Source organism: Actinomadura rudentiformis (genome assembly GCF_008923185.1).
GTDB lineage: Bacteria > Actinomycetota > Actinomycetes > Streptosporangiales > Streptosporangiaceae > Spirillospora > Spirillospora rudentiformis.
On sequence record NZ_WBMT01000017.1, the window covers coordinates 122,206 to 148,187 of the forward strand.

The following is a 25,982-nucleotide window of genomic DNA, read 5'->3' on the forward strand; positions in this document are numbered from 1 at the left end:
CACCCCCCGCCGCGGCTTCGCCACGACCTTTACAGTTGTACCGAGCACAGCAGTCCCATCCGATCCGTGGCCACGTCGTTCGTGATCACTTCCGAGTTCGCCACCCTACAGCCGGGGCCGAAACCCGCCCTAGACCCGAGCGGGCTCCAGGAACAGGGCTTCGACCAGGTCTGTGGCCCACTTGAGCAGCTCTTGGTCTCGCAACGGACGCCCACCGAGCGGCGCCGTCTTGGGAGTGGGCACAAGCAGCGTATTGGTGGCGGGCTTCAGAATGCTCTTGGGGTAGAGCCGCTGCAGCCGTACCTGCTTGGAATCCGGCAGGTCGACAGGGGCGAACTTCACGAAGTTGCCCTGCAGCGTGATCTCGGTGAGCCCGGCCTTGCGCGCCTTGGCCCGGAACCGCGCGACCTCCAGCAGGTTGAGCACGGGCACCGGCAGCGGGCCGAACCGGTCCTTAAGCTCCTCGTGCACGGCGCCGATCTCGTCGTCGGAGGTGATCGCCGCGATCCGCCGGTAGGCGTCGAGGCGCAGCCGTTCGCCCGGCACGTACTCGTGCGGCAGATGCGCGTCCACGGGCAGCTCGACCTTGGTCTCGGGCATCTCCCGGACGCCGCCGCCCTCCTTGAGATCCCGCACCGCCTCGCCGACCATGCGCACATAGAGGTCGAAGCCGACGCCTGCGACATGCCCGGACTGCTCCGCGCCGAGGATGTTGCCCGCGCCGCGGATCTCCAGGTCCTTCATCGCCACGTACATGCCGGCGCCGATCTCGGTGTGCTGGGCCAGCGTCGCGAGCCGCTCGTGCGCGGTCTCGGTCAGCGGCGACTCCGGCGGGTAGAGGAAGTAGGCGTACGCGCGCTCGCGGCCGCGCCCGACCCGGCCGCGCAGCTGGTGCAGCTGCGAGAGGCCGTACATGTCGGCACGGTCCACGATGAGCGTGTTGGCGTTGGGGACGTCGAGCCCCGATTCCACGATCGTGGTCGCGACCAGGACGTCGAAGTTCTTCTCCCAGAAGTCGACCATGACCTTTTCGAGCTCGTGCTCGTTCATCTGGCCGTGCGCGACCGCGACCCGGGCCTCCGGCACGAGCTGCTGGATCGTGGCGGCGACCCTGTTGATCGACCGCACCCGGTTGTGCACGAAGAAGATCTGGCCCTCACGCAGCAGCTCCCGGCGGATGGCCGCGGCGATCTGCTTCTCCTCGTACGGGCCGACGAAGGTGAGGATCGGGTGCCGTTCCTCGGGCGGGGTGAGGATGGTCGACATCTCGCGGATGCCGGTGAGGCCCATCTCCAGCGTGCGCGGGATCGGGGTGGCGGACATGGCGAGCACGTCGACCTGCGTCCGCAGCCGCTTGAGCTCTTCCTTGTGCTCGACGCCGAAGCGCTGCTCCTCGTCGATGACGACGAGGCCGAGGTTCTTGAAACGGGTCTGCGAGGACAGGATGCGGTGGGTGCCGACCACCACGTCCACGCTGCCCTCGGCGACGCCGCGCAGCGTCTCCTCGATCTCCTTGTCGGTCTGGAACCGGCTGATCGGCTTGACCGTGACCGGGAACGCGCCGAACCGTTCGGCGAACGTCGACAGGTGCTGCTGCACCAGCAGCGTGGTCGGCACCAGCACCGCGACCTGCTTGCCGTCCTGGACCGCCTTGAACGCGGCGCGCACCGCGATCTCGGTCTTGCCGTAGCCGACGTCGCCGCAGATCAGCCGGTCCATCGGGATCGGCTTCTCCATGTCCTCCTTGACCTCCTCGATGGCCGCGAGCTGGTCGGGCGTCTCCACGTAGGGGAACGCGTCCTCCAGCTCACGCTGCCACGGGGTGTCCGCGCCGAACGCGTGCCCCGGTGAGGCCATCCGCGCCGAGTAGAGCCGGATCAGCTCCCCGGCGATCTGCTTGACGGCCTTGCGCGCCTTGGACTTGGCCTTGGCCCAGTCGGCGCCGCCGAGCCGGTGCAGGCTGGGCGCCTCGCCGCCGACGTAGCGGGTGAGCTCCTCCAGCTGGTCGGTCGGGACGAACAGCCGGTCTCCTCTGGCGTATTCGAGGATCAGGTATTCACGCGTCGCACCCTGGACGGTGCGGCTGACCATCTCCACGTACCGTCCGACGCCGTGCTGCTCGTGCACCACGTAGTCACCGGTGCGCAGCTGCAGCGGGTCGATGCCGCCGCGGCGCCGCCGTGACGGCATGCGCAGCAGGCCCTTGGTGGACGACTTCTGCCCGGACAGGTCGGACTCGGTGAGCACCGCCAGCTTGACCGACTCCATCGTGAAGCCGTGCTCCAGCAGGCCGGTGGCCACGTTGACCAGCGACGGCGCGGGCGGTTGCGGCAGGTCGGTGAGCTTGGCGCCCAGCCCCTCCTCACCCATCAGCTGGACGAGGCGCTCGGCGGGACCATGGCCGGGCGTGACGAGCGCGACCCGCCAGCCGTCGGAGATCCATCCCTTGAGGTCGCCCATCACGCGCGCGGTGTCGCCCCGATACGCCTCGGCCGCGTGCACCCCGAGCTGAAGCGCCTCGCCCTCGGGGTTGAGCGCGGTGATGGACCAGCGCGGCAGGCCCAGCTCGTTGCTGTGCTCGCGCACCTCCTCCAGCGAACGGAACGCGGCGGCACCCAGATCGATCGGCGCCTCTCCCCCGGCGGCCGCGTTGACCCAGCTCGCCTCCAAAAACTCCTGGCTCGTCCGGACAAGCTCGACCGACCGCGTGCGGATGCGCTCGGGCTCGCACACCAGGAGGGTCGAGCCCTTGGGCAGCAGGTCGGTGAGCAGCTCCATGCGGTCGGCGAGGACGGGCGAGAACGCCTCCATCCCCTCGACCGTGTCACCGTCGGCGATCCGGCCGAGGACCTCCTCCAGCGCCGGGTGCTCCTCGGCGAGCAGCTTGGCGCGTTCGCGCACCTCGGGCGTCAGCGGCAGCTCGCGGCACGGCGGCGCCCACAGCCCGTCCGGCGCGACCTCCAGCGATCGCTGGTCGGCGGCCTTGAAGTAGCGGATCTCCTCGACCGTGTCACCCCAGAACTCGACCCGCAGCGGGTGCTCCTCGGTCGGCGGGAAGACGTCGAGGATGCCGCCGCGCACGGCGATCTCGCCGCGCTTCTCCACCAGGTCGACCCGGTGGTAGCCGGCGTCGACGAGCCGCCGCACGACGTCCTCCAGCTCGGCGTCCTCGCCGCCGCGCAGCCGCACGGGCTCCAGCTCGCCGAGCCCCGACACGATCGGCTGCAGAACGGCCCGGATCGGCGTGACCACCACATCCAAAGGGCCTCCCGCACCCGACCATTCCGCCCCGTCCGACCTCCCGGCGGACCCATCGTCCGCGGTCGGGTGCGTGAGTCGTCGCAACACCGCGAGCCGCTGGCCGACCGTGTCAGAACGGGGCGACAACTTCTCGTGGGGCAGCGTCTCCCACGCCGGGAAGTGGGCGACCCGCTCGGGGTCGAGCAGGCTCGTCAACGCCGCCGCGAGGTCTTCGGCCTCCCGCCCGGTGGCGGTCACCGCCAGGACGACCCCTCCATCGTCACTCGCACGAGCCAGGGCCGCGCCCAGGATCGGCCAGAACGAGGGCGGCGCCACGATCTCGTGGTCGTCTCGCGCCTGCGAGAGAGCGCGCTCCAGCCCAGGGTCGGTACACGCCAGATCAACAAGTCCAGAAAGCGTCATCATCGCCCGTTACTCGTCCACGCCGCCGGGCCACACGGGCCCGCGCGGACATCCCCCCGCCCAGCCGCGGGGCAGCCCGAAATCCGGGGAAATCCAGTGATCCCCGGTAGCACCTACCAGCCTACGCGCCCGCACCGACACCCCGCGCGGGCGACCTCAGGATCGATGCGTGAGACGGTTTCGTGTAGCATGAGACAAAATCGTCTCACTTGGAACGTGAATGTCTAATCGAGAGAAGATCATCGCTGCGGCGATCAAGCACCTGAACAAGGAGCCCACGGCCTCGATGGCCCGGCTGGCCGAGGCGATCGGCACGAGCCGCGCGACCCTGCACCGCCACTTCGCCAGCCGCGAAGCCCTCATCCATGAGCTGGGCGAACGCTCCCTCGACCGCTGGGAGGCGTCCCAGAACGAGGCGGGGCTGGCGGAGGCCGCCGCCTCCGGAGACCCGGAGCGGATCGCCGCGGCACTGCGCACGGCGATCCACCTCTTCGTCCTCGACGTGGACGAGTACGGCTTCACGCTCACCGACCACTTCCTGGCCGAGTTGCCCGATCTGGTGGCCCGCGCCAACGAGCTCGAAGAACGCGAGGTCGTCTTCTACACGGCCGCCCAACGGGCCGGCGTGCTCCGCTCGGACGTGCCCGTCCGCTGGATCTCCTACGCGGTCTACGGCCTGCTCATCGCGGCCCGCGACAGCCTCCGCTACGGCAACGTCGCCCGCCGTGACCTGGACAAGCTCGTCCTCGAGACCTTCCTGAACGGCAACGGAGCCGGAGGCATCCCATGAGCATCGCGCAGACCACCGTCGACGCCGCCTCGGTACCGCCGCCGCATCCGCGGCGCTGGGCCGGGCTGGCGGTCCTGTCGGCGAGCCTGCTGCTCGTCGTCATGGACATGACCATCCTGAACGTGGCGCTGCCCGAGATCTCGGCCGACCTGCGACCCGACTCGGTCGGGCTGCTGTGGATGGTCGACGTCTACGCGCTCGTGGTGTCCGGACTGCTCGTCACGGCCGCCAACCTCGGCGACCGGTGGGGCCGCAAGCGCATGTTGCTGACCGGCTTCACCATATTCGGGCTCGCCTCCGCCGGAGTTCTGATCGTGAACGGCACCGGCCAGGTCATCGCGCTCCGGGCGCTGCTCGGCGTCGGCGGTGCGATGATCATGCCGTCCACGCTGTCGATGATCCGCAGCCTGTTCACCGATCCGAAGGAGCGCGCGACGGCGCTGGGCGTCTGGGCCACCATGGCCGCACTCGGCGGCGCGCTCGGCCCGATCCTGGGCGGCGCCCTGCTGCAGAGCTTCTCCTGGCACTCGGCCTTCCTGGTGAACGTGCCGGTCATGGTCGTCGCCATCATCGCCGGGCTCATCCTGTTGCCGGAGTCGCGCAACCCCCGGCCGGGCCGCTGGGACGCGCTCGGCACCGCGCTGTCCATCGTCGGCATGGTCGCGCTGGTGTACGCGATCAAACACTTCGGCAAGGACGGCTTCGGCGACACCGGGGCCCTGGTGTCAGCGGCGGTCTCGGTCGTGACGCTCGGCTGGTTCCTGCGCCGCTGCCTGCGGCGGCCCGATCCCGTCCTGGAGATCCGGTTCTTCCGGCGCCCGGCGTTCAGCGCCGGTGTGCTGGCCGCACTCACGGTCAGCATCGCGATGGCGGCGACCATGCTGCTCATGGCGCAGTGGATGCAGCTCGTCCAGGGCTACTCTCCGCTGGAGACCGGGCTGCGGCTGCTGCCCGAGGCGGTCGGCGCGGCGATCGCGTCGCCGCTGGCGCCCGCGCTGGCATCCCGGATCGGCGCACGCGTGGTGCTCGCGGGCGGGCTCGCGGTCACCGGCGCCGGCTATCTGGTGATCTTCTTCTGGCCCGAGCCGCTGAACTACCTCGCGGTCGCGATCTCGCTGCTCCTGGTCGGCATCGGCCTCGGCTCGCTCGCCATCGCGTCCGCGGTGATCATGGCGGGCGCGCCGCCGGAGAAGTCGGGCAGCGCGGCGGCCATCGAGGAGACCAGCTACGAGCTCGGCGGCACCCTCGGCGTCGCGGTGCTCGGCAGCGTGGCCGCGGCCGTCTACCGCGGTGACCTGTCCACCGAGCAGCTCGCGGCCGAAGGCGTCTCCGGGCCGGCGGCGGGGACGGTCCGCGAATCGCTGGGCGGCGCCATGGACGTCGCGCGGGAGGCGGGGACCGCCGGAGCCGAGCTGGCCGCACGGGCCCAGGCCGCCTTCACCGAGTCGCTGCAGTGGGCCGGCCTCGCGGGCGGCGCCCTGCTGATCGCCACCGCCACGGTCGTCTGGCTCATGACCCCGCGTGACCTGGACGTGTCCTCGGGCCACAACTGAGACGGCGCCAGGACTGAGAACCGTTCTGCCGGTCCGACACGCGCCATGCCAAAGAATGGGGTAAATAGCGGACAGTACGCAGTCATGCGATTACGCTGAGTACTTGTGACCGATCTGCGTAGGCCGCCGGTCAACGACGGCGATCTGTTCTCCGAACGCGCCCGCCAGTACGCGCAGGACAAGCCCCTGCAGCGCCTCCACATCCTGGAGGCGGGCTGCGGGTGGGGCCGCGGCCTGGACCTCGGTGACCGTGAACGCCAGGTCACCGGGGTCGACCTGGACGCGCCCGCGCTGCGCGCCCACACCAGCCGGCGCACCGACCTGGACGCGTGGCACCTCGGCGACCTGCGGACGGTGCCGATGCCGCCCCGCGCCTACGACATCGTGCACGCGACCTACCTCATCGAACGGGTCCCGAACGCCGAGCTCGTGCTCGACCGGTTCGTGGCCGCGCTCAAACCGGGCGGCCTGCTCCTGATCCGCATCCGCGACCGCAACACCGCGTTCGGCTTCCTGGACCGCACGCTGCCCCGGTGGCTGAGCGGCCCGATCTGGAGCCGGCTCCCGGCCCGAGAACGGCTCGCACACGCGGAACAGGCACACGCAGAACAGGCACAGAACGAGGAGAAGGCAGAGAAGAAGGCACAGGAGAAGGCGGAGAACAAGGACGAGGAGGCGAGAGGGCATGCCGACGTGCCGCCGCGCGGCGTCTACGAGCGAGTGGCGTCGCGGCAGGGCATGCAGTGGTACTGCGTGATGCGCGGCCTGGTGATCGCCGAGGAGTACACGTCGCGCGACTCGCTGAACGCCCTCGCGGCCGGAACCGGCCTCGCCGGCCGTCTCTGCCGTCTGGTCGCGACGCTCAGCCGCGGCCGTCTCACTGCCGAGTACAGCGAGACGACGCTGGTCATCCGCAAGCCGGAGAACCGGTTCGCCAGAGTCATCTGAAGCAGGGTCATCCAAGGCACGCCGCTGCCGGCCACGGCCCGCCGAGGTGCAAGCACTGGTCACGCAGCAGTATTTTTTGCGAGGCCTGGGGACATCCCAGGAGACACTGACCTGCACCAGCCCGGCATCGTCACCGGGCAGGATCGGAGACCGCGGTGACCGCCGAAGCCGGCCTTCCCGACACGCTGCGCGACCTGCCCACCTGGACCCCCGGGCCGGCCGAGCTGGCCGACCTGGAGCTCCTGCTGGCCGGGGTCTACCGGCCGCTCACCGGCTTCCTCGGCTCGTTCGACACGGCCATGGTGATCGCGGGTGGGCGGCTGGCCGACGGCACTCCCTGGCCCGTCCCGGTCACGCTCTCGGTGCCCAAGGAGCTGACGGCGGAGGAACGACTCGTCCTCCAGGACCCGGAGGGCGTCCCGCTGGCCGTGCTGCAGGTCGCCGAGGCCTGGCAGGATCCCACCACGCAGGCCTGGAAGCTGGCCGGTCCGCTGGAGGCGCTGCGGGCACCCGCGCACGGACCGTTCCACTCCATGCGCCGCCGCCCCGACGAGATCACCAAGTCGGACGGGCCGGTGCTGGCCGTGGCCACCCGCGATCCGCTCCATCGCAAGCAGCTCGGCCAGCTCAGGCAGGTCGCCGAGGGCCTGAACGCCCAGGTGCTCCTGCTCCCGCTGCTGGGCGGCGAGCACGACGAGGCCCTCGTCCGGGCACTCCTGGCCGTGCGCAAGGAGCTGCCCGAGGGGACGCAGATCATCCCCGTCCCGCTGGTGCGGCACGACATCGACGACGACCGTGACACCCTCCTGCGCTCGCACGTGGCCGCCGCGTACGGCGCCACCCATCTCCTCGCGGACGCCGAGGTGGAGGGCACGGCGGTCCCGGTGGTCACGCCGGAGCCCTGGGCCTACGACGCGGACGTCGAGGTGTGGCGGCCGGTGGCCCGGATCGAACCCGACCACGTCCAGGCCGAGCTCTCCCAGAACCAGCTGAACGCGCTGCTCGACCGCGGCGAGCTGATCCCGGACTGGTTCACCACGCCCGCGGTGGCCGCCGAGCTGGCCGTCGCGCGGCCGCCCAAGCACGAGCGCGGCCTCACCGTGTTCTTCACCGGGCTGTCCGGCTCGGGCAAGTCGACGGTGGCGCGCGGCCTCGCCGACGCCCTGGTCGAACGCGGCGGCCGCACGGTCAGCCTGCTGGACGGCGATGTCGTCCGGCGCCTCCTGTCGGCGGGCCTCACGTTCTCCAAGGCCGACCGCGACCTCAACATCCGCCGCATCGGCTACGTGGCCGCCGAGGTCACCCGCCATGGCGGCGTCGCGATCTGCGCGCCCATCGCGCCCTACGCGGCGACCCGTGCCGAGGTCCGGCGCATGGTCTCGGCCGTCGGCGACTTCATCCTCGTCCACGTTTCCACTCCGCTGGAGGTGTGCGAGCGCCGCGACCGCAAGGGGCTGTACGCCAAGGCCCGCGCGGGGCAGATCCCGGAGTTCACCGGTGTCTCCGACCCCTACGAGGAGCCGGCAGACGCCGATCTGTCCCTGGACACCTCCACGATGTCCCCCGGCGAGGCCGTGCGGCACGTCCTGGACCTCCTGGTCGCCGGAGGCTGGATACGAGGCGAGTGACGCAGGTCACTCACTAGGGCTGGGGGTTCAAACCTGGCTCGGGCTCCCCGTACCCTGGTGCTCTAGTTTTCCTATATGTCTGGTAGGTCATGCCAATGGACTTCGATTGGACGATGGCGTTCGGCTCGTTCCTCGTGGCCATCGTCGTCGGCCTCACCGGCATGGGCGGCGGCGCGCTGATGACGCCGATGCTCGTGACGTTCTTCGGCGTCAGCCCCCTCGCGGCGGTCTCCAGCGATCTGGTGGCCGCCGCCGTGATGAAGCCGGTCGGCAGCGCCGTGCACTACCGCCAGGGCACGATCAACATGCGGCTGGTCGCCTGGCTGTGCGTGGGATCGGTGCCCGCCGCGTTCTCCGGAGTGCTGATCGCGCGGGCCCTCGGCGAGGGCGCCGAGGTCGAGAACGTCATCCAGAAGGCGATGGGCGTCGCGCTCCTGATCGCCGCCGCCGGGCTCGTCGTCCGCGGCTACCAGGCACTCGTCGATCGGGCCGCACGGCGTACCGGCACGGACCGCCGCACCGCCGCGCCCGGCGAACCGGCCGCCCGCGAGACACCGGACATCACCATCCGGCCGCTCCCGACGGTGCTCGTCGGCGCGATCGGCGGCCTGGTGGTCGGCATCACCTCCGTCGGCTCCGGCTCCCTCATCATCGTCGCGCTGCTGGCGCTCTATCCCACGCTCAAAGCCAACCAGCTCGTCGGCACCGACCTGCTCCAAGCCGTCCCGCTGGTCTTCGCCGCCGCCGTGGGCCATCTCCTGTTCGGCGACTTCCGGATGGAGGTCACCACGGCCCTCCTGGTGGGCTCGATCCCGGGCGTCTACCTCGGCTCCAAGATCTCCTCCCGCGCCCCGGGCGGGCTGATCCGCCGGGCGCTGGGCTTCGTGCTCGTCGCCTCAGCACTGAAGATGTTCGGCCTCGGCGCCGTCCCGCTCGCCTGGACCCTCATCGGCCTCGTCGCCGGCACCGCGGTCGCATGGATGCTGGTGCGCCGCCACCACGGCCTCCCCGCCCTCCCACGGACCCCCGAACGGGCACCCGCACGCACCCCCGACGACCAGCCCGAACCCGCCCCCCAGCGCACGTGAATGAAGCCGTCACCGTTTCCGATGAGCATGTCCCCGGGCCGGGAGAGCCGAAATTCCCGGCGCAGGTATGCCTGAGAACAGGCCATTAGTTACGGTCAGGCGATAGGGCGACATCCAGCCAAGAGAGATATCCAGCCAAGAGAAATGCATGACCGACGCGACGGTGAATGCCGTGGTCAGGTACGGATGACGGTGGCGTTGACCAGTGAGCCGCTCTTGACGCAGTCGATGGAGCGTCCGGTGACGTCGCCCTTGGCGTGGGGGCGGCAGATCCAACCACCCTTGATCTTGACGGCCCGGCCGTCGTAGCCGTAGCCGGCGGCCTCACGGGCGCGGACATAGCCGAAGTAGTTGGTGAAAGCGGTGCGGGCCTCGCTGCACTTGACCTGGCCGCGGGCGACCTTCAGCGCGTATTCGGCGGACGCGTCGTTCACGGCGGTACCGCAGACGGCGCCCGTCCGACCCACGGCGGGCGGGTTCAGGTACGGGGCCTGCCGGGAGGTGGGGGGCGCGGCCTTGTCCTTGGGCTGGACCTTCGGCTGGGCCTTGGGCGCGGTCCCCGGGTTGGACGGGGACGATGCCTGTTGCTGCGCGGGAGTGGACGGGCTCTGGGCGGCGGGCGGGGAGTCCTTGTCTCCACCGCCGCAGGCGGCAAGGGTCGAGAGCGCGAACGCCGTCAGGACGCATGCGGTACGCGGCCGGAACGCCATAAGAGGCCCCCTGTTTCTCCTCATGTGCAGCGTTGGAATCCTATGGGTGCGTAGCGGATGCGATGACCGGTTCGGGGTAACAGGACCCCTGAATCACCCTGAGTGACGACATACTTTAGGGTCCATAACGGGCATAACGCATGGGATACTCCCTGAATGCTTCTAGGGATCATCGGGGGAATCGTCGGCACAGTCGTGGTGCTGGCGGCGAGTCTCGCGTTGTCGTTCCGTGGCCGTGCGGAGTTCGCACCGGGCAAGTTGCGGACCCTTCAGGGCCAGGCCACCGAGACGGTGGGGCCTTTCGGCGCCTTCGTCTTCTTCATGGGGGCCGGCGTCTTCGTGATCACCGTGGTGGCGATTCCGTTCGGGGAGGCCATCGCTCTTCTGGACGGGCCGGTCGACCATTCGGTCTATCGCTGGGTGGAGCGCCACCAGACCGACGGCTGGTACGACGCCCTGCTGGCCATCGGCCAGATGGGCGACATGTACCAGATCTGGTCGTTCGGCCTGATCGCCGGCGCGCTGCTGACCTTCCTGGCTCCGGCGGGACGGCGCTGGGTGCCGGTCACGGTCATGCTGACGACGATCGTCGTGGAGCACTTCCAGCAGATGGGGATGAGCCGCATCGTGGATCGCGGCCATCCACCGAACACGACCGGCACGTTCCCTTCCGGGGGTTGTGCCCGGCTGATCTGCATCACGGGCATGGCGATGTTCCTTCTCTTCGCATACGTCAAGGTGAGCAAACGGGTGCGTGGCATCTGCTGGGCCCTGTTGGCCACGCTTGCGTATGTGGAGGGATTCACCCGCCTGTACGTGAGCAAGCATTGGCTGACCGACATCCCGGCTGGCTGGTTGTACGGGGCCGTACTGCTGGTGACGCTCGCCTTCGCCGTACGCCCGCTTCTAGCTCCGGCTGTTGCCGCTACGAGCCCTGTGGGAGATGAGCGGGCGATAAAGTCGGACGTCCTGACTTAGCACCTGCTCTGGAGGAACCCTGACGGCGTCCCCGTCCCTGCGCGAGCTCATCTCCCGCCTGTGGGGCGACTCCTCGGAGGTCCACGTAACGCTGGGAGATCTGCCCGCCGGGTATCGCGCGGCTGAACGTTATGCCGTGGTGCCCAATCCGGCCTCTGCCAAGTTTCTCGTACCACTCGCCGGGTCGGCCGCTGCCGCGGCTAGCCTGACGCATTACAACCGTCTTCGTTCCGGCAAGATTCGCGCCACCAGGGCGGTGCTGGGGGCGGGCTTCCGCATCGGTCTGGCTCCACGACTCATCCGGCATCGGTTGACGGTGGGCGTGCGGGAGGATGTGGCGCCAGCCGACCATCTGCTGGGCGAGCATCTGCGCGAGGTCCTCGGGTTGCCGGAGATCGTCATCGGACTCGGTGTGAGGCCGCTCGATCCCAACGGCAAGCCGACCCTGCAGCTCTTCGCGGGCGACGGCACCCCTGCCGGTTATGCCAAGGTCGGCTGGAGTCCGGCCACCCGGGCGATGGCGGCGACCGAGGCCGAAGCGGCCGCCGCCATCGGCGAGCCGGGGCCGTTGCGCGTGCCCCGCGTCCTGCACCATGGCGCATGGCGGGACCTGGTGGTCACCGTCACGGCTCCGCTTCCCCTGGGCGTACGAGGGCACGCCGATCCCGACACCCTCCCCGATCCGGCGGCTCTGCTCGCCGTCGCGGAGAGCCCCGGCGCGCGGGTCTACCGGTTCGACGAGTCGTTGTTCCTGCGACATCTCCGGGACGAGATCGCGGCCATGGACGACGAACCACGGCTCTCCACGAGCATGTCGGGTGTCCTGGAGTCGCTGGTACGCCGCTACGGGGATCTCAAGCTCCGTGTGGGCCGCTGGCATGGAGATTGGGTCCCCTGGAACGTCGGTCACCACAGAACCAGCGACGGCACAGACGAGCTTCACGTGTGGGACTGGGAGCACAGCGCCCCGGACGTCCCGGTGGGCCTCGACCTGCTGCATTGGCGTTTCCAGGTCGCCCTCGTGCTGCGCGGCGCTCCACTCGACTCTGCCGTCGCCGCCGTCGAGGCTGCGGCACAGAACGACCTCACCCCACTGGGCGTCGCTCCCGAAGCCAGGGAGTTGTTGTCGCGTCTCTACCTGCTGGAGATGTTCGTGCGAACGTACCGGCTCAAGCGTGGCGGCGGCGGCTGGAACCCTGCGCTCTACCCCGCGATGCTGGACGTCCTGGCGCGCTGGGAGCACGCGGAAACCACGTGACCGGAGCCAGCTCCCGCAGAGGTCCCCAGCACAACCGAACGACGACTGAACGGCCCGGATCAGGCTGATGCCTGACCCGGGCCGTCCACGTATGTCACGAGGTGACTTTCGCCGGGGTGACTCTTACGGGGTGGTCACCGCGGCGGTGGAGGCGGAACGGTTGCCCGACCAGTCGGCCGCCCGCACGTAGTAGCGGTGAGCGCCCGCGACGAGGTCGGTGAGCGTCGTGCTGGTCGTGACACCGACGACCCGGTCGTCCCGCAGGATCTCGTACTTGACCGCGCCGGAGTTGTCTGTGGAACCCGTCCAGGTCAGCTTGACCCCGCCGTCCACCGCTGTGGCCTTGAGGTTGGACGGTTTGCCGGGTGCGGTCGCGTCGCTCGCGCAGAACTTGGCGAAACCACCGGCCCATTGGTAGCCGCTGCCCGCCCACGAGCCGCGGTTGACGTCACCGCCGACCCACAGGCAGCCCTGGTTGTCACGGGTCAGCTCGAACGGGCCGTTGCCGGCGCGCGTGGCGAGGCTGGGCCAGAAGTTGGGCAGTGGTTCGCCGGTCTTGCCGTCGAAGGCGATGACGGCGTTGGACGTCTGGATCTGCGACCAGGTGCTCGGCGTCGGCCACTTGTCGGCGTCGTGGTAGACGAACTTGTAGCAGTGGCAGCTGCCGTACACGACACCGTTGATCTCGGCGGCGGCCTGGAAGTCGCCGCCCGGCTTGGTGATGACGCCGCGGATCCGGTCGAAGGCGCTCGCGGTGTACGACTGGAACACGTGCTCGGAGCCGCCGACCCAGACCTTGTCGCCGTACGCGCGGATGATCTGCTGGTACTGCTTCTGGATGTCGGGGTCGCTGGGCTGCCAGTTCTGGTCGTTCAGACCGGGCACCTTGGCGGCCGGCGAGGCGGTGCCGAGGACCGCGATCTTGCGTGCGGGCTGGCCGCTCACGGAGGTGAAGTGACCGGCGAAGTAGACCCGCTCGGCCGTGGCGTCCAGCTCCATCACCATGGCGCTGAAGTTGGGCTTCCAGGTGCCGTCCGGCCTGCCGTCGGAGGCCCGGAAGCGGGCCGCGCGGCCGAGGGTCACATCGGCGGTGATCGGGTTGCCGCCGCGGACCTTGGTGAACGTGCCGCCCGCGTACAGCCAGTCGCCCTGGAGGTCGAGCGTGCGGACGACCGCGGCACCGCCGTTGGTGGCGGTCACGTTCGCCTGCCAGCCCGGCGCGTTCTTGCCCGTCACCGGGTCGAGCGCGACGAGTCCGGCGGTGTTGGCGGCGTCGTTGGCCTTGGTGAACTCGCCGCCGACGACGAGCTTGCCGCCGACCATCTGGAGATCCCAGACGCTGCCGTTGAGCTTGGGCCGGAAGTCGGGCTTCCACTCGCCGGTCTGGGTGTCGAACGCGGCGAGGTAGGGCTGCGCGACCTTCTCCCCCGCGGCGGGGTTGGGGCCCTTCTGCACGTTCTTGAACTCGCCGCCGACGTAGATCGTGTTGCCGTTGACCGCGAAGCCCTGCACCTCCAGGTGCGCCTCACCGGGCAGCCCGGTCATGGTCTCGGTGACGCCCCACGGCGTGGCCGAGGTCGCGTTGCTGATGAGCGGCGGCTTGGTGTCGGCCGGGGTCCCGCCCTGGGGGATCTCCGGATACGTCACGCTGGTGATCTTCGGCCGGATGAACACCTGGGCGAAGGGGATCGCGTCGCCGCCCAGGTTGCCCGACTTCCACAGGTAGCTGGTGGGGCTGTTGCTGCCCGCCGTGACGTAGCCGCCGTAGGCGAAGCCGCGCGCCCAGCCGTTCTCCTTGCGCTCGCGCGTGTAGATGCGCCGCGTCGGGTTGAGGGCGGAGTCGCGCGCCGTGTCGCCGGTGTCGCCGCCACTGAACGAGGTGCCGTCGAAGCTCACCGAGGTGAGCGGGTGCGCCGGGTCGGCGTCGAAGGTCCACGACCACTTGGTGGGCTTGGCGAACTTCCAGCGCACCTCCTGCCACTTGGTGCCGTCGACGTTGGTGGCACGTTTGATCCGCACGCCGTCCGGGAGGTCCTTGACGTTCGCGCCGTTCAGCAGGCCGTTGATGGTGTCACCGGGCAGCGCCGCCGGGTTGAAGGCGGCGGGGCCGGTCGGGGTGTTGCGGACGTTGGCCGCACCCTGCTGGCCGGGGTAGGCGAAGTTCCACGCCTGGCGGCCACGGCCGATGAGGACCCAGCCTCCGCCGTCGGTCGTCATGTCGCAGTAGAACTGCTCTGGCGCGACCAGCGTGGGCGTCTGGAGCCAGTAGATGCCGTCTGCGGCGGCGGGGTTGCTTTGCTTGATCGCCCAGCAGGAGGCGGCGGCCGTGGCGGCCGACGTGCCATTGCGCGTGACGGCGGCGGCGCTCAGCGAGACGGCGGTGGACTGGGCGCCTTGCGTCGTGAAGACGACGGCTCCCGTTCCCACCACCGCCGCCGTGGTGACGCCGATGGTCAACGCGCGGGAACGCCCTCGGATCCCGCGAACGATGCTCGATCGAACAGCCATGACTCCCCGGGAAGATGCGGAGGCGAGATGTGCCCGGCGAGTGGATGAGTCCACACTTCGCCCAAGGGCACACATTTGAGAACGGAGTTACGCTAGTGCAAATCGCAACTTGTGGTCAACGAAAAGCACAAAGTCGGATTAGTGATTTCCGAGGTAAACCAACAGCGACATCCATGCGTCGTCGCTTTGGCCCGGTCTGATCAGACCGGTCAACTCGGCCAGCCGTAGTCCTCCCCGAGCCAGTCGAAGAGCGCCCGGTTGTGGGGCCGGTAGAACTCGGTGAGCTCCTGCCTGGTCGCGGGATCCATCGGCGGCGCGGGAAGGTGGTTGTGGCGTTCGGCGCTCTTCATGCGGTGCGGGGGCAGGCCGAGGAAACCGCAGACCCGGTCCACGGCCGCCTGCTCATCCCCGTACAGTTCGTCCGCCGACATGATCAGAAAGTTGTCGCGCGGGAAGTGCTTGGTCCACAGCTCCAACTGCGGCAGATAGATTCCGCGATCACGATAGCTGTGGAAGTCGTGCGGCTTGCTGTAATAGAGCGGATCTGCGGCCATCCGTTCACGCTCGCCCCGCAGCCGTTCCGGCTCTGCTGCCAGGGCCTCCTCGAAGCCGAGGTCCTCGACGCCCTTGCCGACCGCCTCCCAGTAGTGGGAGTAGGCCCGCTTGACCGGGTCCCGGAGCACGACGATCACCTTCAGCTCCGGCATCCGTGCGGCGATCCGTTCCGGGGCGGCCGGATGGTAGAGGTAGTACGGGCACGCCTCGCCCGTCACCGGCCGCGTTCCGTGCACGGCCTCGACCTCGTCGAGCTGGCGTTCGGTCGCGAAATGCGACCGGTACCAGGTGTCGCCCTTGGCGTAGTTGACGTAGAAGTACCAGGGGCTCTTCAGCCCGCGTGACGCGGGATACATCGGCATCACCAGCGGGTGCTGGACCAGGTAGTTCCACAACGAGGTCGTGCCACCCCGCTTGGTGCCGATGACCATGAAGTCGGGCAGGTGCCGCCGCTCCGCGGTGCGCATGCCGTAGGCCCGCGTCACCGTGTTGGCCACGTCCTTGAGGGCCCGCGGCGAACGGTCCTTCATCCTGGCGACGAGGTCCTTGCTCACGCCTTCTCCTTCTCTTTCCCGTTCTGGCCGCGGTTCTTGATGGCGCCGAGGAACGCGCCTGCTTCGAGGCTGCCGCGCAGGCGCCACAGCGTGGCGCCGTAACCAGCGCAGGCGATGACGATGTACGCGCCGAAGACCAGGGCCGAGGTGCCGAACGCCAGCCGCAGCGCGACGCCGGTCAGGCCGAACCACACCAGCGCCCACAGCCCGGTGACGGTGATCTTCCGCAGGTCCAGCCGCAGTCCCAGCAGGTAGCGAACCTGGACGGCGGCGGCGACCGTGTCGACGAGCATCGCGACCGCCCAGGCGGCCGCCGCCCCCACGATGCCGAACGGGGGGACGAGGAGCAGCGTCAGCACGAGGTTGATCGTGAGGGCGGCGACCTTGTTGGCCAGGCTCCAGGTGCTCTTGCCACCCATCAGCAGGACGGTCTGCACGTTCCCTGCGCCCAGCGCCAGGAGCATCGCCCCCGCCAGCACGATCAGCGCGGCCGCGCCGCCGGTGAAGTCCTCACCGAAGAGGGCGAGCAGGAACGGCCCGAAACAGGCCAGCGCCAGGTAGATCGGCCAGGATGCGAGGACGACCCACCGGGTGGCGAGGGAGTTGAGCTGTTCGGCCCGGTCGTTCTCTTCGCGGGCGAGCATCGCCGCCACCTGCGGCGCCACCGCGATGCGCGCGGCCTGCAAGACCAGCGTGCCCGTGCTCACGAAGCGGTTGGCCGTGGCGTAGACGCCGGCGTCCTGGCTGGAGACCATCACCGCCACGAGCGGCACGTTCGCCCACACCAGTGCGATCTCCACGGCCGCCGCGAAACCACGGGGTCCCGAGAACGCCCAGAACTCCCGTACCGCCGCCGAGCCCGACTCCTCCGACGCGCCTCCGGCCGACTCGGCGCGTTCGACACGGCGCAGCATCCGCCAGAGCACGATCGTCGCGGCGGCGAAGGAGACGGCGACCGGTACCGTCCATGCCACCATGACACCCGCCGCGCCCATGCCGAGCACGAACACCAGCCCGACCAGCAGCGGCCGGGCACCGGGCAGCACCACGTTGTTGATCAGCGAGTAGGCGGCGACGCTGCCCAGCCCCCGGGTGCCGCCGAGCGACACCCGCGCCAGCGCCATCACGCCGACGAACGGGGCCGCGATCCGGACCAGCAGTTCGGCGGTGTCGCGATGGCCGGGGTCGGCGAACGTGCCGGCGATCCAGGGGGCCGCCACGAACCCGAGGACCGAACAGGCCAGACCCGCGATCACCACCGGGACATGCGCGGCCACCATGACCCGGCGCAGGTCGGCGACCCGGTCCAGGGCGCGCAGCCGGGCGGCCGTGCGGACCAGACCGGTGTCGGCACCGAGTTCGGCGATCTCCGCGACGATCGTGAAGAGCGCCACGACGACGAAGAAGACGCCGGCCTCGGCGGCGCCCAGCGTCCGGGCGACGACGACCGTCAGCAGGAACCCCGACGCGGCCGCGATGATCGAGCTGGCCAGGCCCATCGCCCCGCCGCGCGCGAAGTCCCGCAGGTCTCGCCGGGGGTGCCCCCCGGGCCGGCCTGGCTGCGCGGGCGACCCGATCGCCGTCGTCACCCGCGGCCTCCCTGCCGTACGGCCGCGCGGACGCCGGTGATCCTGCGGACACCGGGGAGACCGGGACGCACGCTCTGCGGTTCGCGCAGCACGAGGGCCGCCGCGACGAAGATCAGAACGAGCTCGGTCTGGTCCAGCCCGTAGTAGAAGAGCATGAACGAGCACATCACCAGGACCGCGTGCAACCACAGGAGCCTGTCGGCACGGACGCGCCGGGTACGCCAGGCGAGCAGCCACAGGCATCCGCAGAACAGCGCGAGCCCCGGGAAGCCGTAGGAGAACATCACGTTCCAGAACTGGCCCTGCGTGCCCACCGAGACCACATACTGCTCGGACGGTCGCGGCGCCCCGTAGCCCAGGATCGGCGAATCGAGGGTCCGCACGAACGTCTCGACATAGAGGCCGATGCGGTCGCTGCTGGTCGAACTGTAGGTGGTCCGGCTGGAGACACCGGACACCACGCCGCCGAGCAGCGCCACGATGCCGCCGAGCGACATCAGCGCGATCACGGCGGCGGGCCAGCGCACGTGGCCCCGCTGCAGGTAGCGCACCGCCGTGTAGAGGACTCCTGCGACGACCGCGAGGAACATCCCCCGGTTGAGCGTGGCGAACGCGGGCACCAGCGAGGCGGCCATCAGCCCGAGGAGCAGGAACCGCACCACCGGCCGGGCCCAGGTGATCATGAGCACCACGAACGGGAAGAGCAGCGCGTAGTGGCTGCCCCAGGCGTTGGTGTACGGGAACGGGGCGCGTGGCCGGTTGTAGGGGGCGGGGGCGCCCCAGGGCTGCTGGATCTCGGCCATGCGCGGATGCACGAGATCACGGACGTAGTCGTTGGAGGAGATGGATTTGGGAAGCACCATCTCGAACGGCGTCGTCAGCCCGAACTTGGGCATCAGGACGCCGAGATAGCCGCCGATCACCACCCACACCCAGAAGACGGTCACGAGCCCGACCATCCGGCGCACGGGCAGCCGCTCACGCGAGCAGTTGAAGACGTACAGGAAGATCACGGTTGCGGCGCCGTAGTTCAGCGAACGGAACACGAAGCCGATCCCGCGGCCGAACGAGTCGATCTGCGTCCCCGCGAAGAACATCCAGATCAGGAACAGCAGCCAGACCCCGTAGCCTCGCGGGCTCCGGATGCCGCCGCGCAACATCATGTGCGCGGCCATCACGGTGCCGGCGATGGGCGCCGCGAACGCGCCGAGACCCAGCAGCCAGAAGATCGGGAAGCCGGCGAACAGCAACGTCAGGGGCCACACCGGAAGATCGCGGCGGATGGGCTCGACGCGGATCCGCTCGGGTGCGGCGTGGTGCTGGGACTCGGGCGGATCGGCCGGCGCCTCAGACCGCGACGCGACCGTCAGCACCGCCTGTGCGCCCCCATGCCCGACTCCCTTCCTTCTGGGGGACGACCCCCAGACCCCCGGGACTTCCCCATCACGCCTTGCTTCGCGGCGGCGTGCGAGGCCCCGCGCGGATGCCTCCACCGCCCGTACACTCGGAGGCCCGAGCTTACCGCTCCTTTGCCCCCAGGTTGCCGTCACCTGTGTTTGCGGCGCTCAGGACATCTTCAGCACCTCGGTGCGCGTCCAACACCGGATGTCACATCAGGCGTCGCATCGGGACGTCACCACATTCGGGGAGGACTTGGTCGGTGGAGGAACGCTGGTACCAGAGGCGGTCGGTGCTCGGGGGCGCCGCCATCGCCGCGGCGGGGGTGACGGCCGGTGCCATGGCCGACGAGGGATTCTCCCGGGGCGGCGACCGGCCCGGCGCTGTCAGGCCGGGGGACGGCCCCTGGACGTACGTGCCTCCGGGCGGGTCGATCCAGGACGCCATCGAGGGCGGCGCCAAGGCCGTCCTGCTGGGGGTGGGCGAATACCGGATGACACAGCCGATCGTGCCGACCGGCGGATGCACGATCCGCGGCGTCGGCCAGCAGACGCGCCTGCTCGCCACGAGCCGGATGCCCACGATGATCGCCATCGGGAACGGGCGGTCGGTCGACGGGGTGATGATCGGCGACCTCGTCCTCGACTGCGCGGACCGTGCCGCGATCGGCATCGACCTCGACATCTCGGGGACGGACCGGTTCTACAAGGGCGAGCCCGACTCGGTCTGCCGCCTCGACAACATGTCGATCCACCAGCCCGTGCTGGACGGCGTCGCCTACCGCGGCCGGGACACCCAGGCATGCGTCACCAGCCGGGTCCGGGTGCGGCAGGCGGGCCGGTACGGGTTCCGGGTCGAGGCACCCGACAACTGGTGGATCGCCTGTGAGGCCACGACCCGCCGGCAGACCGGCTCCAGCGCGGGCTTCTACGTCGGGGCCGCCATTCCGGGTTCGAACGGCATCGGCGGGACCAACAACTTCTTCGAGGCGTGCAAGGCCTGGTACTGCCGCGACTACGGCTGGCACATCAAGTCGAGCCGCAACAAGTTCATCGGCTGCGAGGCCCAGGACATCCGCAGCCACGGCTGGTTCATCGAGTCCGATCGCAACGTCTTCACAGGTTGCGTGGCCGACACGGCCGGGATGCGGGACGTGGGCGGCACGGCCGGCACGGCGGACGGCTTCCACGTCGTCCAGGGTGACCAGACGTCCCTGGTGGGCTGCCAGGCGTTCGACCGGAGGGTCGGCGGCGAGCCCCCGCAGCAGCGGTACGGATTCAACGTGCCCGCCACGATGGCGGACGAGGGGAGGGTCAGCGGCCACACGGGCTGGGACAACGTCGCCGGGCTGCTGAACAAACGATGATCACGCCATTCGCCGTCGCCACCGGTTCGCCATGCCCGATTCACCATGCCGACGTCAAGGTATCTTGTTGCGCACCCCCTTCCAGGAACGCTCATCCGTGGAAGAAACACTTGATCGGCCCGCACTCCACCACGGCCGCGAGAGGAAACGCCCCTGATGGACTCCACCGCTAAGGCCGGCTCCACAGAGCTCGCGGAGTACTCGGCCATGCTCCGGCGCCGGTGGTGGCTCGTCGTCACCGGCGCGCTGGTGGGGCTGGGCCTGGCCACTGCCGCCCTCTTCCTCATGCCCAAGACCTACGTCTCGACGGCGGTGGTCCAGGTGATGGCGACGGGCCCCGGCGAGACCCCGGTCGCGGGCCGGACCAACCAGACGATCAACCTGGAGACGGAGGCGCAGCGGATCCGCTCCGCCGAGGTCGCCACCCTGGTGCAGAAGGAGCTGAAGACCTCCGCCTCGCCGCTGGAGCTGGGCCGGGCGGTCAAGGTCACGGTGCCGTCCGACTCGGCCGTCCTGGTGATCGACTGGCCCGCCTCGTCCGCCGAGAAGGCGCGCGCCGGCGCTCAGGCGTTCGCGCAGGCCTACCTCAAGGATCGTCAGGACAAGGCGCTCGCGCGGCTCCAGAAGCAGGCCGAGACGCTCCAGCTGCAGATCAACGATCTGCAGGAGAAGGCGATCACCGCCAGTACCGCGCAGCGGCGGGTCATCGGCAGCCAGCTCACCGCGTTCAGCGGCAAGCTGTCGGAGATCCGGGTCTCGATGGCGAACATCAGCGGCGGCGAGATCATCACCAACGCCCCGCTGCCCGAGGGGCCGGCCAGCCCCGACCCCGTCAAGTTCCTGCCCAGCGGCCTGGTCGGCGGGCTGCTGCTGGGCATACTGCTGGCGATCGTGTACGACCGGATGGACCCGCGCGTACGGGGTGCCGGCGATGTCGAACGGGTCCTGGATCTGCCGGTCATGCTCGACATCCCGCCACACCGCGGCGGGGAGGGGCTCGGCCTGCTGCCCGCCCGGAGCCGCAGCGGCCAGAGCTTCCACGAGCTGTCCCATGCGATCACCGCGACCCTGGGCCACGGCAACCACGTGCTCCTCGTCACCGGCGCGGCTCCCGGCCGGGGCGCCAGCATCGTGTCGGCCAACCTCGCCGCGGCGCTCGCGCGCACCGGATCGAAGGTCCTGCTCGTCTCGGCCGACCTGAACGCCTCGATCGCCGGTGAGCTGCTCGGTCTCGACCGGGGTCCGGGGCTGTCGGAGCTGCTGCTCGGCCGTGCCGAGCTCCGCGAGGTGTTCCGCAAGAACCACGGCCTGCCCACGCTGGCGACGATCACGGCGGGCACCGACGGCGAGATGGCCGCCGAGATGTTGCAACGCGAGCAGATGGCGCATCTGATCGAGGCGCTCCGCAAGCAGGCGCGGTTCACCGTCATCGAGGCGCCCTCCACGGAACTGGGCGCCGACGCGCAGGCCCTGGCCGACCTGGCCGACGCCGCGCTCGTCGTGGTCGAGGTCCCGCGTACCCGCTACAACCAGGTACGGGACGGCGTCCGCCGGATCCACCGCATGGGCGCCGCCGTGCTCGGCGCCGTCGTGCTGCCCAACCAGGACGACAAAACCGTCGTCGCGCCGCCGCCCACCCTTCCGGCCCGGCATCACCACTCGGCCGGCGACCACGCGGCCGCCCAGAATCTCGTCGCCGGCGGGACGTCCCGTTCGCCGTCCTCCGCACGGTCGAGTACGCGCCGCGAGCCGACCGGCTACGAGCTGGACGACTCCGATCTCATCGGCGACGCCGGCAAGAGCGAGGAGCGGACGGCGGCGAGCCGCGGCAAGCACGGCGCTCTCACCGACGACGAGTGGCAGCCGAGCCGCGGCGGGTCGGCCTCCGGCGCGGACGACGACTGGCGCCCGGGGCGCGGCAAGCACGGGCCGGGGTCCAACGACGAGCCGCCGGACGCCTCCACCATGATCATCGGCAAGATCAGTGATGATCTGGCGGCCGCGTTCGCCGACGACGACGGCAATCCCACCGACACCCTGCGCGACCGCGACAGCAAGAGCAATCGCCCCTGAGCTGCGGCGGCACGGCTGAGGCCGTGCCGCCCGGCACGACGGTCACAACGGGCACGACGGGCACCACGGGGTCAGATGCCGCGCCCGCGCGTGTGCAGCGCAAGCAGCACGCGCTTGCCCGAGACCACTCCGGACGCCACCGCCAAGGCGAAAGGCACCCGGCGTTCGCGCGGGTTGGCCCGCAACGCGCGGCCCGCCCAGCGGACCGCGTCGCGGCGGCGGCCGATCGTGGCGCAGCCGAAGGCGATCTGCCCGTACACCCGCCCTGCGGCACCGGGCTCGCGAGCGATCTCCGGATAGCGCTCCAGGAACCACTGGAGGGCGTCGACCTTGGTCTCCCACGCCTGCGCGTAGTGCGAGGTCAAGCCGAAGAGCACCCGGACGAACGGCTCGTCCACGTTCACGATCGCATGCCGGCGGGCGGCCCGCAGCGCGAGGTCCCAGTCCTCGCCCTGGCTGCCCGGGATCGTCTCGTCCACCATCCCGATCTCGACCAGCGCCGCGCGCCGGGCCAGGTACGTCGACGAGTGCACGCTCATCACGCGGTCCTTGATGAGGGCGTCGTAGGTCACCCGGTCGGTCTCCGCCAGGCGCGGCAGCTCGCGCCCGTCAAAGTCGATCAGGATGCCCGAGCTGCACAGCACCGCGTCCGGCTCAGCCTCCAGCGCCGTGACCTGCGCCGCGATCTTCCCCGGCAGCCACACATCGTCGTCGTCGCAGAACGCCACCAGATCGGTGTCCAGCGCCTGGACGCCGCTGTTGCGGGCGCCCGCGAGTCCCGGTGTGCGCGTGTTGGCGATGACCTCCACCCGCTCGGAGACCAGCGTCAGATCGGGCTCCGCCTTGTCGTACACGACGACCGCGCGCAGCTCCCCGTCGTACTCCTGGGCCAGCACGGAGGCGAGCGCCTTCCGCAGCAGCTCAGGCCGGTTGTGCGTGGGGAGTACGACTCCGACGGATGGGGACATCGAGTGGACCTGCCCTGGGAGTGAGGTGAGGTGAGGTGCTTTCTGACCTCGAACAAAGGTATGGCTACTGTAAAGTGTCGGGGCACATTGATACCGCTCGTCACACGAGCCGGTCTCGACAATCCACACCGGGGGGCCGGGTGCTTCGCGCACTTGCGCTGGAGGGGCTGTGAAGGTCGAAGGTACTGCCGGGAAGGCGCTGCTGGTCTGCTCTGCGGGCGGGCACCTGACCCAGCTTCACCGGCTCCAGCCCTGGTGGTCGGCGTACGAGCGGATGTGGGTCACCTTCGACAAGGCCGACGCGAGCTCGCTGCTCGCGGACGAGCAGGTGACCTGGGCGTTCCATCCCACCACGCGCAACATCCCCAACCTGCTGCGCAACCTGTGGCTCGCCGTCCGGCTGCTTCCCCGCTTCCGCCCGGACGTGATCGTCAGCACCGGCGCCGGGGTCGCCTTCCCGTTCTTCCTCCTCGGCCGCCTGCTCGGCATACGGACCGTCTACCTGGAGGTCTACGACCGGATCGACTCCGGCACCCTCACAGGGCGGCTCTGCTACCCGATCGCGGACCTCTTCCTGGTCCAGTGGGAGGAGCAGCTCGCTCGCTACCCGAAGGGCACCGTCGTGGGACAGCTCCTGTGAAGCCGCTGATCTTCGTCACCGTCGGCACCGACCATCATCGTTTCGACCGCCTGATGGACTGGATCGACCGGTGGCTCGAAACGGCCGGAGACGTCCGGTGCGTGGTCCAGCACGGCCCCGCGCGCGCCCCGGCCCGCGCCGAGTGCCACGAGTTCCTGCCACACCCGGAGATGCAGGCCCTCTTCCGCGAGGCCACCGTGGTCGTCTGCCAGGGCGGCCCAGGCTCGATCATGGAGAGCCGCCAGGCGGGCCGGCTGCCCATCGTCATCCCCCGCCTGGCCGCCCTGAAGGAGGTCGTCGACGACCACCAGGTGCGCTTCTCCCGCCACGTGGCCGGAATCGGAAAGATCGCCTTGGCCGAATCGGCCGAGGAGCTCCACGACCACCTCAACAAGGCCTTGGCCGATCCCACGGCCTATCTGGTGGAACATTCCGTCGACGAAACAGCCCCCGCCATCGCCCGCTTCACCGAGCTGGTGGACGCCCTGGTGGCGACTCCTCGCCGCCGCCGCTTCCGGCTGCGTCAGCGGGGCGGGTTGAGGTAGGGGGCCTTGCCTGCTTGACCGTAGGCGTTCGCCATACCCGGGCCGTTGTCCAGCTGGACATCGCACTCCTCACCCGAATTGAAGCGGATGAGGCCCTTGAGGTTGGGGAACTCGCGCTCCATCACACCGGGGATCGACTTGTACCACTGGCGGGAACGCTCGGGATCGGCGGAGTCGAACTGCGTGCCGAACTCAGGCAGGATGAACGGCTTGTCGCCCAAGCCGTTCCGCTGCAGCCAGCGGTAGGGGACGCCGACCTCCTCCTCGAACGACGTCCACGGCGCCCGGTGGCACTGGTAGAAGTTGTACGGGTCGAAGCCGATCCAGTCGGTGTAGGCGTGCCCGGGATAGGACTTCAGAATCCGCTGGGCGTTGTCGCCGCCGAGGCTGCCGGTCGTGGTCCAGACCCACACCACGTTCCTGACCCCCGCCCGCTGGAAGACCTGGTGCACGTGCCGGGCGGCGGCCACGTACTCCGCCTCGTTCCCCTTCAGCTCGCCCTTGGTCATGTGCCGGTCCATCTCGGGGTCGAAGGACATGAAGACCTTCTTGCCGTACGCCCGGACCCGCCTGGCCGCCGGCACGATGATCGACGAGTCGTACCTGCCCGCCGCGACGTCTCGCCACTTGTAGCTGGTCCGGCTCTTGTACGACTTGCTCTCCCAGGCGAAGAAGAGGAGCCGGGAACGACCCAGCTCCTGCTCTGAGGCGTCGGGGAAGCGCCCGGGCGGGTCGTTGGAGAAGTCGTGGAAGCGCAGCACGATGTCGAAGCGCCGGCCGAAGCGCTTCTCGAGATCGGTGATGGAGGTGGTGAGCGTGCGGCCCTTGACCGAGTACATCCCCCAGAACGCGCCGCAGGAGGGGACGAGCTTGGAGTTGACGCCGCACTTCTTGCTCGGCTTGCGTGCCGCGGAGGCCTGCCGGCGGCTCTCCGCCGGGGAGGTCTGCGGGACCCCCGTGTTGACGGTCTCGGGCGCCGAAGCGGCCGGGCGGTGCCCACCCGGCGAGGCGTCCTTCGATCCCCCGCCGGTCGCGGCGTAGGCGGTCAGCACGGACGCCGCACCCGCCGTCGCGGCGATCACGGAGATGACGACAAGCCGCCTGCGCTGCCCACGCCTGTCCATGGGGTGCCACCTCCTTGCCGGGGAGGATTCACCTTAACGGGAGCCG

19 protein-coding genes are annotated in these 25,982 nt (G+C 69.9%); 11 read left to right on the forward strand and 8 right to left on the reverse strand.

The annotated features are described in order from the left end of the window. Nucleotides 1-129 precede the first annotated feature (129 nt). Entirely contained in the window at nt 130-3,663 is a 3,534-nt protein-coding gene (mfd, locus tag F8566_RS32315) for a transcription-repair coupling factor (RefSeq protein ID WP_151565787.1), read from the reverse strand. 220 nt (nt 3,664-3,883) lie between these two features. Between mfd and F8566_RS32320 the strand changes: the two genes are divergently transcribed. The 5 genes from F8566_RS32320 to F8566_RS32345 all read left to right on the forward strand — a co-directional run bounded on the left by F8566_RS32320 (nt 3,884) and on the right by F8566_RS32345 (nt 9,670). After that, nucleotides 3,884-4,453, forward strand: coding sequence for a TetR/AcrR family transcriptional regulator (locus tag F8566_RS32320; RefSeq protein ID WP_151565651.1), 570 nt, complete (start codon nt 3,884-3,886; stop codon nt 4,451-4,453). Next, nucleotides 4,450-6,006, forward strand: a complete 1,557-nt coding sequence (locus F8566_RS32325) for an MFS transporter (protein WP_151565652.1) — start codon at nt 4,450-4,452, stop codon at nt 6,004-6,006. Before F8566_RS32320 ends, F8566_RS32325 begins: the two co-directional genes overlap by 4 nt. A gap of 105 nt (nt 6,007-6,111) precedes the next feature. After that, nucleotides 6,112-6,954, forward strand: coding sequence for a class I SAM-dependent methyltransferase (locus tag F8566_RS51685; protein WP_225993709.1), 843 nt, complete (start codon nt 6,112-6,114; stop codon nt 6,952-6,954). Between the two features lie 155 nt (nt 6,955-7,109). Next, nucleotides 7,110-8,582 (forward strand): adenylyl-sulfate kinase, encoded by a 1,473-nt coding sequence (gene cysC / locus F8566_RS32340; RefSeq protein ID WP_151565653.1) that lies wholly within the window; start codon nt 7,110-7,112, stop codon nt 8,580-8,582. 95 nt (nt 8,583-8,677) lie between these two features. Further along, nucleotides 8,678-9,670: a sulfite exporter TauE/SafE family protein gene (locus tag F8566_RS32345; protein WP_151565654.1), complete on the forward strand. Its 993-nt coding sequence runs from the start codon at nt 8,678-8,680 to the stop codon at nt 9,668-9,670. Between the two features lie 176 nt (nt 9,671-9,846). Here the strand turns inward: F8566_RS32345 and F8566_RS32350 are convergent, their stop codons facing one another. Further along, nucleotides 9,847-10,380: a hypothetical protein gene (locus F8566_RS32350; protein ID WP_151565655.1), complete on the reverse strand. Its 534-nt coding sequence runs from the start codon at nt 10,378-10,380 to the stop codon at nt 9,847-9,849. A gap of 156 nt (nt 10,381-10,536) precedes the next feature. Between F8566_RS32350 and F8566_RS32355 the strand changes: the two genes are divergently transcribed. Both F8566_RS32355 and F8566_RS32360 read left to right on the forward strand, forming a co-directional pair. Then, nucleotides 10,537-11,358, forward strand: a complete 822-nt coding sequence (locus F8566_RS32355; RefSeq protein WP_151565656.1) for a phosphatase PAP2 family protein — start codon at nt 10,537-10,539, stop codon at nt 11,356-11,358. Between the two features lie 322 nt (nt 11,359-11,680). Then, complete coding sequence (locus F8566_RS32360) at nt 11,681-12,616, forward strand: hypothetical protein (protein ID WP_151565657.1); 936 nt, start codon at nt 11,681-11,683, stop codon at nt 12,614-12,616. Nucleotides 12,617-12,739: 123 nt separating this feature from the next. Here F8566_RS32360 and F8566_RS32365 read toward each other — a convergent pair whose 3' ends face one another. The 4 genes from F8566_RS32365 to F8566_RS50245 all read right to left on the reverse strand — a co-directional run bounded on the left by F8566_RS32365 (nt 12,740) and on the right by F8566_RS50245 (nt 19,195). Next, complete coding sequence (locus F8566_RS32365; protein WP_151565658.1) at nt 12,740-15,124, reverse strand: fibrinogen-like YCDxxxxGGGW domain-containing protein; 2,385 nt, start codon at nt 15,122-15,124, stop codon at nt 12,740-12,742. Nucleotides 15,125-15,333: 209 nt separating this feature from the next. Then, nucleotides 15,334-16,233 (reverse strand): sulfotransferase domain-containing protein, encoded by a 900-nt coding sequence (locus F8566_RS32370; protein WP_225993710.1) that lies wholly within the window; start codon nt 16,231-16,233, stop codon nt 15,334-15,336. Further along, a complete protein-coding gene (locus F8566_RS32375; RefSeq protein ID WP_192809966.1) occupies nt 16,230-17,822 on the reverse strand; it encodes a lipopolysaccharide biosynthesis protein in 1,593 nt (530 codons plus the stop codon). The genes F8566_RS32370 and F8566_RS32375 overlap by 4 nt, the downstream gene beginning before the upstream one ends. Continuing rightward, nucleotides 17,819-19,195 carry an O-antigen ligase family protein gene (locus tag F8566_RS50245; protein WP_192809967.1) on the reverse strand — a complete coding sequence of 459 codons (1,377 nt, stop codon included), beginning with the start codon at nt 19,193-19,195 and terminating at the stop codon, nt 17,819-17,821. Before F8566_RS50245 ends, F8566_RS32375 begins: the two co-directional genes overlap by 4 nt. 287 nt (nt 19,196-19,482) lie before the next feature. On the opposite strand from F8566_RS50245, the gene F8566_RS32380 reads away from it, so the two are divergent. Continuing rightward, entirely contained in the window at nt 19,483-20,586 is a 1,104-nt protein-coding gene (locus F8566_RS32380) for a right-handed parallel beta-helix repeat-containing protein (protein WP_151565660.1), read from the forward strand. A 156-nt stretch (nt 20,587-20,742) separates the two neighbouring features. Further along, nucleotides 20,743-22,659, forward strand: a complete 1,917-nt coding sequence (locus F8566_RS32385; protein ID WP_151565661.1) for a tyrosine-protein kinase domain-containing protein — start codon at nt 20,743-20,745, stop codon at nt 22,657-22,659. Nucleotides 22,660-22,730: 71 nt separating this feature from the next. Here F8566_RS32385 and F8566_RS32390 read toward each other — a convergent pair whose 3' ends face one another. Further along, nucleotides 22,731-23,627: a glycosyltransferase family 2 protein gene (locus F8566_RS32390; protein WP_151565662.1), complete on the reverse strand. Its 897-nt coding sequence runs from the start codon at nt 23,625-23,627 to the stop codon at nt 22,731-22,733. A gap of 169 nt (nt 23,628-23,796) precedes the next feature. Here F8566_RS32390 and pssD point away from each other — a divergent pair, with 169 nt between their 5' ends. Together pssD and F8566_RS32400 are read left to right on the forward strand one after the other, a co-directional pair. Further along, complete coding sequence (pssD, locus tag F8566_RS32395; RefSeq protein WP_225993711.1) at nt 23,797-24,267, forward strand: PssD/Cps14F family polysaccharide biosynthesis glycosyltransferase; 471 nt, start codon at nt 23,797-23,799, stop codon at nt 24,265-24,267. Further along, on the forward strand, nt 24,264-24,812 hold the full coding sequence (locus F8566_RS32400) for a glycosyltransferase (RefSeq protein WP_151565663.1): 549 nt from the start codon (nt 24,264-24,266) through the stop codon (nt 24,810-24,812). Before pssD ends, F8566_RS32400 begins: the two co-directional genes overlap by 4 nt. On the opposite strand, the gene F8566_RS32405 is transcribed toward F8566_RS32400, so the two are convergent. Beyond that, nucleotides 24,791-25,936, reverse strand: a complete 1,146-nt coding sequence (locus F8566_RS32405) for a glycosyl hydrolase (RefSeq protein ID WP_151565664.1) — start codon at nt 25,934-25,936, stop codon at nt 24,791-24,793. The two genes, F8566_RS32400 and F8566_RS32405, sit on opposite strands and share 22 nt — an antisense overlap. Nucleotides 25,937-25,982 lie beyond the last annotated feature (46 nt).